The sequence below is a fragment of the Geobacillus sp. YHL genome (genome assembly GCF_022341265.1).
Taxonomy (GTDB): domain Bacteria; phylum Bacillota; class Bacilli; order Bacillales; family Anoxybacillaceae; genus Geobacillus; species Geobacillus thermoleovorans.
The window spans coordinates 16006-28031 of record NZ_JAEIGB010000013.1 but is presented as its reverse complement, the minus strand read 5'-3'; the positions used below and the strand labels follow the sequence as shown (position 1 = coordinate 28031).

At 52.3% G+C, this 12026-nt stretch carries 10 protein-coding genes; all 10 read right to left on the bottom strand.

Features of this window, described 5'->3' with window-relative positions; all coding sequences use genetic code 11:
- Nucleotides 1-15 precede the first annotated feature (15 nt).
- The 10 genes from JCR24_RS11930 to JCR24_RS11885 all read right to left on the bottom strand — a co-directional run bounded on the left by JCR24_RS11930 (nucleotide 16) and on the right by JCR24_RS11885 (nucleotide 12024).
- Nucleotides 16-1365: a GntP family permease gene (locus JCR24_RS11930; RefSeq protein ID WP_020960061.1), complete on the bottom strand. Its 1350-nt coding sequence runs from the start codon at nucleotides 1363-1365 to the stop codon at nucleotides 16-18.
- 134 nt (nucleotides 1366-1499) lie between these two features.
- Nucleotides 1500-3044, bottom strand: a complete 1545-nt coding sequence (gene gntK / locus JCR24_RS11925) for a gluconokinase (protein WP_238980687.1) — start codon at nucleotides 3042-3044, stop codon at nucleotides 1500-1502.
- A 17-nt stretch (nucleotides 3045-3061) separates the two neighbouring features.
- Nucleotides 3062-4078 carry a LacI family DNA-binding transcriptional regulator gene (locus tag JCR24_RS11920; protein WP_238980686.1) on the bottom strand — a complete coding sequence of 339 codons (1017 nt, stop codon included), beginning with the start codon at nucleotides 4076-4078 and terminating at the stop codon, nucleotides 3062-3064.
- A 316-nt stretch (nucleotides 4079-4394) separates the two neighbouring features.
- Nucleotides 4395-5534, bottom strand: coding sequence for a PAS domain-containing protein (locus JCR24_RS11915; RefSeq protein WP_483299828.1), 1140 nt, complete (start codon nucleotides 5532-5534; stop codon nucleotides 4395-4397).
- A gap of 72 nt (nucleotides 5535-5606) precedes the next feature.
- The gene (locus JCR24_RS11910; protein WP_020279065.1) at nucleotides 5607-7133 is read right to left on the bottom strand and encodes a tripartite tricarboxylate transporter permease; all 1527 of its coding nucleotides are present in this window, start codon (nucleotides 7131-7133) and stop codon (nucleotides 5607-5609) included.
- 13 nt (nucleotides 7134-7146) lie between these two features.
- Nucleotides 7147-7602, bottom strand: coding sequence for a tripartite tricarboxylate transporter TctB family protein (locus tag JCR24_RS11905; protein ID WP_238980685.1), 456 nt, complete (start codon nucleotides 7600-7602; stop codon nucleotides 7147-7149).
- 52 nt (nucleotides 7603-7654) lie between these two features.
- A complete protein-coding gene (locus JCR24_RS11900) occupies nucleotides 7655-8695 on the bottom strand; it encodes a Bug family tripartite tricarboxylate transporter substrate binding protein (RefSeq protein WP_238980684.1) in 1041 nt (346 codons plus the stop codon).
- Between the two features lie 341 nt (nucleotides 8696-9036).
- A complete protein-coding gene (locus JCR24_RS11895; RefSeq protein ID WP_238980683.1) occupies nucleotides 9037-9978 on the bottom strand; it encodes an Rpn family recombination-promoting nuclease/putative transposase in 942 nt (313 codons plus the stop codon).
- A 442-nt stretch (nucleotides 9979-10420) separates the two neighbouring features.
- Nucleotides 10421-11581 carry a mannitol-1-phosphate 5-dehydrogenase gene (locus JCR24_RS11890; RefSeq protein ID WP_238980682.1) on the bottom strand — a complete coding sequence of 387 codons (1161 nt, stop codon included), beginning with the start codon at nucleotides 11579-11581 and terminating at the stop codon, nucleotides 10421-10423.
- Nucleotides 11581-12024 (bottom strand): PTS mannitol transporter subunit IIA, encoded by a 444-nt coding sequence (locus JCR24_RS11885; protein WP_021322442.1) that lies wholly within the window; start codon nucleotides 12022-12024, stop codon nucleotides 11581-11583. The genes JCR24_RS11890 and JCR24_RS11885 overlap by 1 nt, the downstream gene beginning before the upstream one ends.
- Between the last annotated feature and the right edge of the window lie 2 nt (nucleotides 12025-12026).

Sequence of the window (12026 nt, the reverse complement as noted above, 5' to 3'; positions counted from 1 at the left end):
CTTGCCTGGAAAAGGCTAGAGAACCATATTCAATAACAAAATGAAGACAAACGCCACCACCGAAATAATCGTTTCCATGACTGTCCATGTCATGAGCGTTTCTTTCACCGTCATGCCGAAATATTCTTTGATCATCCAGAAGCCGGAGTCATTGACGTGCGACAAGATCAACGAACCCGCGCCGGTCGCCAAGACAAGCAGTTCCATATTCGTTCCCGGCATGGTAGCCGCGATGGGGGCAACGATGCCGGCAGCGGTCATCATCGAGACGGTCGCCGATCCCGTCGCTACGCGAATGAGCGCCGCAATGCCCCAGCCTAACAGGAGCGGAGAGAAGTGCGAGTGTTTCGCCACTTCCGCGATTTGTTCGCCGATGCCGGAATCAAGCAGCACTTTGTTGAATGCGCCGCCCGCCCCGATGACAAGCAGGATGTTCGCGACCGGGCCGAGGCAGTCGTTGGCAAATTTCAAGACAGCGTCGCGGTTGAAGCCGCGGGCGTAGCCTAAGCTGAAGAACGAATAAACCGTCGCGATCAAGAGCGCAACAATCGGGTCGCCGATAAAGCGCAACACTTTCGCCGCTTCTGACTTTTGATCAAGCGTCACGTTTGCCACAGAGGCAATCAACATCAAAATGACCGGAAGCAAAATCGTGAACAGCGTATTGCCAAAGCCAGGAAGCTCACGTGCTTCTTTATGCTGCACAAGCTGTTCGGCAATCTCCGCCGGCACTGTTTTGTGCAGGCGCGAACCGATCCATTTGCCATACAGCGGACCGGCAATAATGGCGGTCGGCAAGCCGACGATGATCGAGTAAAGAATCGTTTTTCCGACATCCGCCTTAAAAATGCCGACTGCCGCCATCGCGGCTGGGTGCGGCGGGACAAGCCCATGCACGACAGACAAACCAGCGACAAGCGGAATGCCGATCGTCACAAGTGAAATGCCCGTTTCCATCGCGATCGTAAAGACGAGCGGAATAAGCAAGACAAACCCGACTTGGAAAAAGACCGGAATGCCGACTAAAAAGGCGACGACCATCATCGCCCAATGGACGCGTTTTTGGCCAAAGCGGTCGATCAACGTTTTCGCAATGCGCTCGGCGCCGCCTGATTCGGCCATCATTTTGCCGAGCATCGTCCCGAGCGCCAAGACGATCGCCAAAAAGCCGAGCGTGTTGCCAAGCCCCGCCTTGATCGAGTCAATGATGCCCGGCGTTTCCGGAGACGGCGCGATAAGCGGCATGCCCATCGCCAGTCCGACGCCGACGGACACTAAAATGAGTGCGACAAACGGATGCATTTTCGCCATAGTAATGAGCAATAATAACACGATAATAGCAGCAACAACAATGGCGATTTCCATCACAAGCTCCCCCTTTATCTTTGAGATAAATCGATTTAGTGAACAAAGCAAACGTTTTCAGATCTTTGAAGGAAAGGGCTAAATCGATTTAGCGCCCGATCATAGCCAGCTAAATCGATTTAGTCTTCCTCCCTTTACCCACTCCGCCGCTGAAACGCAGCGATGATGTCAAATTCCTCTTTCAATCGCTCATACAAGCGGGCATACAAATCAAACAGTTCAGCGTAAATGAGCGTATGTTCTTCCTTCGGCTCATGGCGGGCCGTTGTGTCGATCCACGTTTTCACCGTTTCCAGCGACGGCAGCTCGCCTAACGCGTAAAGCGCCACCGCAGCCGCCCCCAGCGCCGACGCCTCGTGCGTCTGCGGCACGATGAGCGGTTTGCCGAGCATATCAGAAAGCATTTGCCGCCAAAACGGCGACTTGGCGAATCCGCCCGAGACGCGGATTTCCGACATCGGCCCCGTGACATCGCGAATGGCTAAAGCGACCGAGAGAATGCTGAAGCAGACGCCTTCCATGACAGCGCGGATGAAATGCTCGCGCTTATGATGAAGGCCAAGGCCAAAAAACGTCCCACGCGCGTTCGCATTCCAGTACGGCGCCCGCTCGCCCGACAAAAACGGCAAAAACACAAGCCCTTCCGCCCCCGGCGGGACGCGTTCCGCGTATTTCGTCAACAAGTCATACGGATCCATGCCGAGCTTTTTCGCCACTTCCCGCTCGTGGGCGCCGAACTCGTCGCGCAGCCAGCGAAGCAAAATGCCGCCGTTGTTCGTCGGTCCGCCGACGACCCAATAGCCGGGCGTCAACGCATAACAAAACGTCCGCCCTTTTTCATCGGTCGTCGGTTTTGCCGCAATCGTCCGCACCGCCCCGCTCGTTCCGATCGTGATGGCCGCTTCACCTGGGAGCACCGCCCCGACGCCGACGTTGGCGAGCACGCCGTCGCTTGCTCCGACGACAACAGGCACATCCGGAGCGACTCCCATTTTTTCCGCCCATTCTCTTTTCATGCCAGTCATAATATGCGTGGCGGGAACGAGCCGCGGCAGCTGGTCGCGGCGGATGCCGACAAGGGCGAGCGCCTCCTCGTCCCAATCGAGCGTGTCCAATCGGAATAAACCCGTCGCCGATGCCATGGAATGGTCAGCGACATAGTCGCCATACAGACGGTGCAACACGTAATCTTTCACCGACACAAACCGCCGTGCTTGCTGAAATACGTCCGGCTGCTCTTCCTTGAGCCAAAGCAATTTCGATAGCGGCGACATCGGATGGATCGGCGTCCCCGTCCGCCGGTAAATGGCAAGCCCGTTTTGCTCTTTCCACAGCCGCTCCGTTTGAGCCACGCTTCGGTTGTCCGCCCAGATGAGGAGGCGGGTGAGCGGCCGCCCCGACTCGTCAAGCACCATAATCGAGTGCATCGCCGCACTCAATCCAATCGCTTTCACCTGCTCTGGGCGGATGCCATGGCGGATCGTCACCGCCCCGACGGCTTGAATGACTGCCGCGAACAGTTCATCGGGATCCTGCTCGGCAAACCCCGGATGCGGCTGGATGATCGGATAGTCGACGGCGTGAGAAGCCAGCACCTTCCCCCGCCCGTCAAACACAACCGCTTTTGTGCTTGTCGTTCCAATATCAATTCCAATGACGACGTCCTCATGAATCGCCATCGTTTCTCCTCCCTTCTTCATTCCTTCCCCCGCCTGATCGATGTCCGTTCCATCAATGTCGGGGAGAAACGAAATACGCGCGGACCGTCGGCTTTTTTCGCTTTCATTTGTTCAAACACGCGCTCAGCTGCTTTTTTCCCCATCGCAAACGTCGGCTGGGCGATGGTTGTCAGCGCCGGCGTGTAAATATCGGCAAACGGCACATCATCGATGTTGATGATCGCCACCTCATCCGGCACACGAACCCCTGCGTCTTTCACAAACCGCAAAACCCCCATCAGCGTCAAGTCGTTGATCGCAAACAAGGCATTAGGCCGCTTCGGTTCGGCAAACCGTTGTTTCAACACTTCCGGCAGCGCGTCCGGATCAGCGGCGATGATGTTCCCATCTTCAACGTCCAGTCCTCTTTTGCGCATAGCCGCCCGAAACCCTTCCAACCGCTCCATCCGCGGCACGTTGTAAGAGACAAGCGGCGGGGTGACAATCGCAATCCGATCGCGGCCCTGGGAAGCGAAATACTGAACCGCCATTTCCGCTGCACCTGCATTATCAAGCAACACGCTGTCTGCCTCCACTCCCGGCACCATCCGGTCGACAAACACAAGTGGAAACCGTTCCTCGACAAGACGGCGATAGACGTCCTCGTTCTTCCCTGTTGGAAACACGATCAACCCGTCCACTTGCTTCGCCAGCAGCGTATCAACATATGTTTTTTCCTTATCCGGATCATCGCCGGAATTGCAGACAATGACTTGAAACCCGCGCTTTTGGCATTCCTCTTCAATGGCGTGCAGCACTTGCGTCGTCAACATATGAAGCATGTTGAACACAATCACGCCAATGGTCGCTGTCGTCTTTTGCTTTAAGCTGCGGGCGATGACGTTTGGCTGATAGCCAAGTTCCTCAATCGCTTGAGCGATGCGCTTTCTTGTTTCCTCGCTCATATATTCATAGCGTTTGTTCAAGTATTGCGAGACCGTGCTTTTCGAAACGTTGGCCAACTTCGCGACATCGGCCATCGTTACTTTTTTCAACTGGGATCCCTCTTTCAGACTAAATCGATTTAGTTCAAAAGCGTTTTCATAAACCGGTTTAGCTTTATTATAAACCAAATGAAAGCGGTTTACAATAGTTTTGGATTGAAATCCTAAAGCGTCAGAGAAAGTTCGAAAATCCAATGTTCTTCTTCGTTTTCGCACCTTTTGAATCAAAACGTCTGGTCAATCGATGAGTTCTTTGATAAACGGAGAATACATGCGAATGTTCCTCCAATGGGTTGGTTTGGTCACCTTTACCATACAGGAACATTCGCATTTTTTGCACCCTCTATTTTTCCTATGCATACCTATCTTAAAATCTCAAGTACAACTTGTGGTGAAGAGCCATATTTTGTTGTAAGTTCGTTTCTTTCGTAATAAGCTCAAGCGCTTCTTCATACGACTCAAGTTGAATCAACCCAGAGATCAAATACAGCTTATTGGAAAATTCATGTGTTTGCGCCCGCAGCGCATCCGCGTACACCCGGAGCTGGGACAGCTCTTTTGTGAGGCGATACAGCTCCGATTTGTTGCGAAACGTCGATACCGCTCCAATCACGCGCCCTTGCTTGTCTTTGATCGGAATTCGGTTCGCAATGACGGTCTCTCTCCCTAAAACCATCTCATCATCGTATTCCGCCCGCCCTGTTCGGATCACTTCGGGCAAGCGAGAATGGGGAATGAGCCGCAAAATGGGCATTCCCAATACACTGTGCTCCTTCTCATACCCAAGCAACTTCAACGCGGTTTGATTGACCATTGTAATCGTTCCCTCTTGATTGATGGCCACAATTCCTTCGCGAATCGCTTCTAAAATCGCCTGCTTTTCTTGGTAGAGCAAACCGATTTCTTCCGGTTCAAGACCATGAATCGATTTTTTCACCGTGCTGGCGATCGCCATTGCACCCACCGCTCCGAGAAAGAGGGCAAAAACGGAGAAGAGAAACATCTTCATACGATACGACCATACTGTACGCTGAATATCCTCTAGCAAAAAACCAACCGAAACAATGCCGATCACATGTCCGTTTTCATCAAAAATCGGCGCTTTTCCCCGGATCGCCGGACCAAGCGAACCGACCGCCTCGGAAATAATCGCTTTGCCTTTCAGCACTTCGCCGTTGTCGCCCCCTACCATATGCTTTCCAATCCGATCTGGCAGTGGGTGAGCGTAGCGGATTCCCTTACGGTTGCCAATCACTACGTACTCCGCCCCTGTCTTTCGGCGAATATGTTCGGCAAACGGCTGCAAGCGCACTGACGGATTCGGGTCGCGGAACGCCTCGCGCACGAGCGGAGTCGACGCGACCGTCTCGGCCACATTCAGCGCTCGCATGCCAATTTGTTGTTTGAGCGTCGTCGCAAACATATGCTGAAACAAAAACGTTAAAACCACGATCACCAGCAGCAACAATGAACAAATAATGACCATTAACCGTGTTTGAAGCTTCATAGGGCTCGCTCCCCAAACAGCAAATAAAGAAAGACAGTCCGCCTGTTAGGCGGAACGTCTTTCTTTCTATTATTACATATCTTCGTTGATGACGACCGATTTTCCTCTTAGTTTCATGACAAACGGCACGGCAATCCATAAAAAGGCAATGACCAACAAGACGAGCGAAATCGGCTTTTCAAAGAAAACGAGATAGTCCCCGTTTGATGCCGTCAACGCCCGGCGCATATTGTTTTCGATCATCGGCCCGAGAACAAGCCCCAACACAAGCGGTGCCAATGGATAGTCGTGCTCTGCAAGCCAGTAGCCAAGCAGACCAAACGCCAGCAACAGGAACACATCAAACGTCGTCACTTGCACCGCATACACACCGAACACGGAAATGGCAATAATAAGCGGCAACAAATATTTCGTCGGCGTCTGGATAATTTTCGCGAACACTTTGACGAGCGGCATGTTGAGAATGAGCAACATGACGTTGCCGATAAACATGCTGGCGATCAATCCCCAGGCGACAGCTGGATGCTCATCGAACAACAGTGGACCTGGCTGGACGTTGTACATAATGAGTGCACCCATGAGGATCGCTGTCGTCCCTGAACCAGGAATGCCCAGCGTCAAAAGCGGAATCATTGCGCCCCCAGAAGCCCCGTTGTTCGCCGACTCCGGCGCCGCCACACCGGCGATCGTCCCTTGCCCGAACTTTTCCGGATGTTTGCTCACTTTCTTTTCAAGAATATAGGAGAAAAACGATGCCAACGTGGCCCCGGCTCCCGGCAGCACCCCGATGAAAAAACCGAGCAGCGACCCACGGGCGATCGGCCCCGCGCTTTCTTTCAAATCCGCTTTCGTCGGCAACACGCGCCCGATTTTGGCGATGTCCCCGTCGTTCGTCTCATGATGGAGAATGGACTTGAATACCTCTCCTAACGCAAATAGCCCGACCGCTACGGTTAAAAACTCGAGACCTCCATATAAATAGGAAATGTCGTACGTAAAGCGAGCCACGCCGGAAACATTGTCGAGCCCAATCGTGGAAAGCAACAAGCCGAACACTGTCATGATCCATGCTTTCGTCATCGATTTGCCAGCCAGTCCGCTCACCGCCGCCAACCCGAGCAGCATGAGCGAAAAATATTCAGCCGGGCCGAACTTCAGCGCCACATTCGACAACGGTTGGGCCAATAAGACGAGGCCGATTAGCGAAACAATTCCGGCGACAAAGGAACCGATCGCGGCAATGGCAAGCGCCGCCCCCGCCCTTCCTTGCCGGGCCATTTGATAGCCGTCCAGCGTTGTGACAACCGATGACGATTCCCCAGGCGTATTTAACAAAATCGATGTCGTCGAACCGCCATACATCGCCCCGTAATACACGCCGGCGAGCAAAATAATCGAGCTCGCTGCCGCCTGTTCCGGACTAAGGCCGGACGTCATCGACGCCGTCACCGGAATAAGCAACGCCACCCCGCTCATCGGGCCAATCCCAGGAAGCACACCGACCGCTGTGCCGATCAACACCCCGATAAAGGCAAACAGCAAGTTATGCGGCTGAAGCGCTGTCTGAAATCCGTCAAGCAAAAACGATAGTGTGCTCATGATGCCCCTCCCTTCATTGGAACCAAATCGGCCAGCTTGGCAATGTTCCTTGCAGCAGCTTCACATAAAGGCCATATACGCCAAGCGAAAAGCCAGCCGCAATGGCGATCGACTTCCATAGCGCCCCTCTTTCCATCGTTTGAAAGCCGATAACAAGAAACAGAAACGTCGTGATTACATACCCAACCGTTTCAAGCAACGCCGCATAGAAAATGGCGGCGATGAAAATGACAAGAAACTTTTTATATTGCCGCGGCAGTTTCTCCCCTGTTGCGCCTGAATAATTTCTTGTCTCAAACAGCAGTTTTATGCTTAATAAAACCAACACAAGTCCAAGCAAAAACGGAAACACATTCGGCCCGACAGCGCTGCCGTAGGCGCTTTTCGATATGCGCAAACTTTCCACCATAAACAAAGCGCCCACAGCCAAAAACGCCACCGCCGCGATCCGGTCAGCCGTTTTGTTCATCGCTTTCCCTCCCGCTTTTGGAAAAAGGGGAAGAATGCTCTTCCCCCTCGAGTTATTTATGCATCCCAAGCGACTTCAGCAGGTCGCCGACTTGCTGCTCTTGCTCTTGCAAAAATTTCGTAAACTCTTCGGAATTGCGGTACTCTGCTTCCCAGCCTTGCTTTTGCAGCTCTTCTTTCCATTTTTCATGCTCAGACAGTTTTTTCAATGTCTCTTCCCAAAACGCTTTTGCTTCCGAAGACATTTCCTTCGGCCCGAACACGCCGCGCCAAATCGTAAATTCCGCATCAATGCCAAGCTCTTTCAACGTCGGCACGTCTTTCAGCACTCCGCCGAGGCGTTCCGGAGCGGAAACCGCCAACACCCGCACTTTGCCGGCTTTGAGATATTCGCCAACAGAAGAGGCATCCGTTGCAATCACATCGGCATTGCCGCCAAGCAGCGCAGCCATCGCTTCCCCGCCGCCATCGTACGAAACATACTTGACTGATTTCGGATCGATGCCCGACTTATAGATCGGCAAAATCGCTACTAAGTGGTCCATCGACCCTGGCGCCGATCCTCCGGCTACCGTGACCGATTTCGGATCTTGTTTAATGGTATTAAGCAAGTCGGTTAACGTTTGAAATTTCGAATCCGCCTTCACAACAATCGCGCCAAAGTCCTTCGTCAACTGGGCGAGCGGGGTCGTGTCTTTGTAGCCAAACGGGCTGTTCCCTTCTTTTTTCAAGTTGTTGATAATAATTGGCGGGGAGTTGACAAATAGTTTGTAATCGTTTTTCACATCTTGGGTGGCGTATTCGGCCATAAAGACCGCCCCGCCGCCGCCTGGTTTGTTTTCAACCGTCATGGTCTGTTTGACGAGCCCCGTCTCATCCAACACCTTCGTAATCGCGCGGGCCGTTAAATCCCAACCGCCGCCCGCTCCGGACGGAGCGACAATCGTAATCGGCTTCGTCGGATAGTTTGAGGCCGATGAGCCAGAGTTCGAACCGGATGATTTCGACCCCGCCGATTCATTGCCCCCACAGGCCGCCAAAGCCAGTGTCATCATCCCTGCGGCGAGCAATCCCCACCATTTCGTTTTCTTCATTTCTCCCTTGCCCCCTTGTTTTTTGATAACGTTTTCAATCACAACCTTACCATGCCGCGGGATGAGCGTGAAGTTTTTGAAAATAAAATGAATTTTGTGCATTTTGTTCATGGAGGTATAATCAGACCTGATATCAAGCACCTAGCGGAACGCTGGAGTCTCAAAACAAAAAAAGACCGCCAGCCTTCAAAGCAGACGGTACATAAAACTTTGGTACAGTACATATTTTATGCGACAGGACAATCATCCGTTTTTTTACAATCTATCACTTACGAATCAATGATTTCATCTGCCTCTTTTGTCGCCGCCAACCGTCCTCGTTAGATAGCCGCCTCTTGTGTTTAATTTCCCTGCTCTTCAAGCAATTCCCAAACATCTTGCTCTGGAAGATCCACCAACCGAGCAATATCTTCCACCTTCATTCCTTTGCGCGCCATGTTGCGGATCAGTTGTTTCATTCCTTGCTTCATTCCTTGCTTCATTCCTTGCTTCATTCCTTGTTTCATTCCCTGTTTGATCCCTTGTTCAATCCCGCGTTTAATTCCTTCTTCCAACCCCTGTTTTCTTCCCCTTTGCTCATAGGAAATGATCAGCTCCAACATTTTCTCTTTTTCTGTCGTTTCCATCTCCTTCACCTCTCTTTGCAGTTGTTGCTCTTCCTCCTCCGACAGCTTCACATACGTTTCAAAAAAGCCCAACAAGAGCCGTTGCCTCGCTTCATCCAGCTCCAATCGCACCAACATGCGCAAAAACTCTTTTTTCAACTCAATTTTCTCACTTTCAGTATACCCCATTTTGCCAAGGAGGGCAGCCGCAATCGGATTGTCATGCCGGATATAGTCTCTCCAATGTTTCTTGCGCAACTCCACCGGGAAAAAGCGAAACTGCAGCACGTCGCCAAAGGGAAACTCGATTGAGAACACGGACGGTTCTTCGCGGAGGGTGTCATGGCTGAAGACAGCGATCGGAACGATGCGGGTGCGGTATTTTTCAAACAAACGGCTGAAATAGATAAACATGCGCTCTGGAAACGATGGTTGCACGTAGCTTTGATTCTCCACATGAACGATGATCAGCCCATCCTCCCCTTTCAGCTTCGTCTCGACTAATAGATCGACGCGGTATTTTTCACCTGCCGTGACATCGGTAAACAGTTCTTCGGACAGAAAGGACAAATGGCTGAAATCAATGTGTTCATGCATGTCGGGAAAAAAGAGGAGAAGAAACTCTTCGAAGAACGTTTGGATCAGTTCTTTAAACAACCGGTCGTGGTCAATAGCCATTCCATCACCCCTCTTTGAACGTGTTCAATTCTATCCATTCGCAAGCAGGGGGTGAAAATCCTGCATCGGGGACAGAAAAAGTTGTACCGTACTGTATAGCGCTTCAGTCCCCCACAGGTACGATAAAAACGTATTCCTGTACCACGTGATTTAACTGTTGAACAGATGTTTCAATCCCTCATAGGTACGATAAAAACAACGCCTGTACGATTGGTTTTTTTCACTAAATAAAGGTTTCAATCCCTCATAGGTACGATAAAAACCAAACCATTCGCATAAAATCAAGCTTTTCCCCTTTTGACTGTTTTCAGAATATCACGTTTCAAAAATTCTGTCAATACTGTTGAGCCGTGTTGGTTGTAGGATTTTGACGCAAAAAAATATTGTCGTCGATCCTCCGGGGTTTTTGCACGATTGGAGGTCGACGACATTTGAAAGGCGGTCAGCTTTTGTTTTTCTCCATTCTCCCGTACTCTTCCCTCACCGCGGCCACAAGCGGGTGCGCACTCTCAAGCCCCGCGTATTGCCGAAGCGCTCCTTCGATTCCGTGGTGTGCGATCGTTTGTTGCAGAGCGGCGGCTTCTGCATCGCTCGCATCATCAAAGCGCAACAGCGCGGCAATTCCTTTGGCGAGACCAGCAGGAACGTTGCCAAATAGTGTGCAGTATTGCGTCGCCGGAGCGATGAGCCGGTCGTTCGGCCCGAGCTTGCGGATCGGCGAACGGGCGACGCGGACGATATCGTCGGAAAGGGACGGGTTGGTGAAACGCCCGATCGTCGTTTTGATATAGGAACGGTGCTCTTCCTCATGCCATCCGTGCTTTTTCACTAAGACGGCTCCCGACTCACTGAGCGCTTGCTCGACATTCAATCGAATACCTTCATCGTTCATCGCTTCCTGGACGGTTTTGTAGTTTCGCAGATACCCTAAGTAAGCGGCCAACGCATGGCCGGTATTGACCGTAAACAATTTGCGCTCGATATACGGCTCTAAGTCAGCGACAAAATGAGCCCCTTGAATCGGCGGAACAGTGCCGATGACGTTTCGCGTTTCAATCGTCCATTCGAAAAACGGTTCCACCGTGACAGCGAGTGGATCGTCATTCGTCTGATTCGGCACGATGCGGTCGACCGCGCAGTTGAGAAAACCAACTTTTTCATCTGCCAGCTGCTGCCCAGCCGTGGAAAGATGGGCAAAGACGTGCGTTTTCAGCGTTTCCGTGCCGCCGATCATGTTTTCACAGGCAATGACATGAAGCGGCTTCTGATGAACCGTGAAGCGCCGCTCAAGCCCAGCGGCGATGACTGGCGCAATAGCCGGCAAAATGTGCGGGCCGACCGCGGTCGTCACCAAATCAGCGTCTGCGATCGCCTCGATGACCGCTTCCCGCTCCGTTTGGCTGTTCAGGGCCGAAACGCCGCGCACCCATTGTTCTTCGCGCCGCTCGCCGGCAACAATGACGCGATACTCCCCCCGCTCTTTCAGCAAACGGACGATTTGTTCATTGACATCAACGAACACGACGTCATATCCCGACGCCGCCAGCAGGCTGCCGATAAAGCCGCGGCCGATGTTGCCGGCGCCAAAGTGGACGGCCCTCATCAGCCGTTCACCTCATGGAGCAGCGCAAGAATTTCCTCGGCCGTTTTGGCGTTCGCCATGGCGGCCACATTGTCTGCTTCGGCGCAGACGAGTGCGAGTTTCGAAAGAATATCCAAATGTTCCCCGTCTTTGCCGGCAATGCCGATGACGATCGTGGCCATGTTGCCGCCTCCAAAATCGACGCCGTCCGGAACTTGCACGATCGAAATGCCGGACTGTTTCACGAGCGCTTTTGCCGCTTCCGTTCCGTGCGGAATGGCGACGTTGTTGCCGATATACGTTGATGTCAGTTCTTCCCGTTCAAGCATCGCATCAACATATGCCGGGGCGACATATCCTTGCTTGACCAACACCTCGCCGGCGAGGCGGATCGCCTCTTCTTTCGTTTTTGGTTGCGCATTGAGCATAATGTTTTCTTTGTTTAAAATCGAATGGGTCAACATCC

Bases quoted from the DNA above. Each gene is read 5' to 3' on its own strand.
- JCR24_RS11900 (WP_238980684.1), bottom strand. From the start codon at position 8,695: ATGAAGAAAACGAAATGGTGGGGATTGCTCGCCGCAGGGATGATGACA.
- gntK (WP_238980687.1), bottom strand. From the start codon at position 3,044: ATGGCGATTCATGAGGACGTCGTCATTGGAATTGATATTGGAACGACA.
- JCR24_RS11905 (WP_238980685.1), bottom strand. From the start codon at position 7,602: ATGAACAAAACGGCTGACCGGATCGCGGCGGTGGCGTTTTTGGCTGTG.
- JCR24_RS11885 (WP_021322442.1), bottom strand. From the start codon at position 12,024: ATGTTGACCCATTCGATTTTAAACAAAGAAAACATTATGCTCAATGCG.
- JCR24_RS11910 (WP_020279065.1), bottom strand. From the start codon at position 7,133: ATGAGCACACTATCGTTTTTGCTTGACGGATTTCAGACAGCGCTTCAG.
- JCR24_RS11895 (WP_238980683.1), bottom strand. From the start codon at position 9,978: ATGGCTATTGACCACGACCGGTTGTTTAAAGAACTGATCCAAACGTTC.
- JCR24_RS11915 (WP_483299828.1), bottom strand. From the start codon at position 5,534: ATGAAGCTTCAAACACGGTTAATGGTCATTATTTGTTCATTGTTGCTG.
- JCR24_RS11890 (WP_238980682.1), bottom strand. From the start codon at position 11,581: ATGAGGGCCGTCCACTTTGGCGCCGGCAACATCGGCCGCGGCTTTATC.
- JCR24_RS11930 (WP_020960061.1), bottom strand. From the start codon at position 1,365: ATGGAAATCGCCATTGTTGTTGCTGCTATTATCGTGTTATTATTGCTC.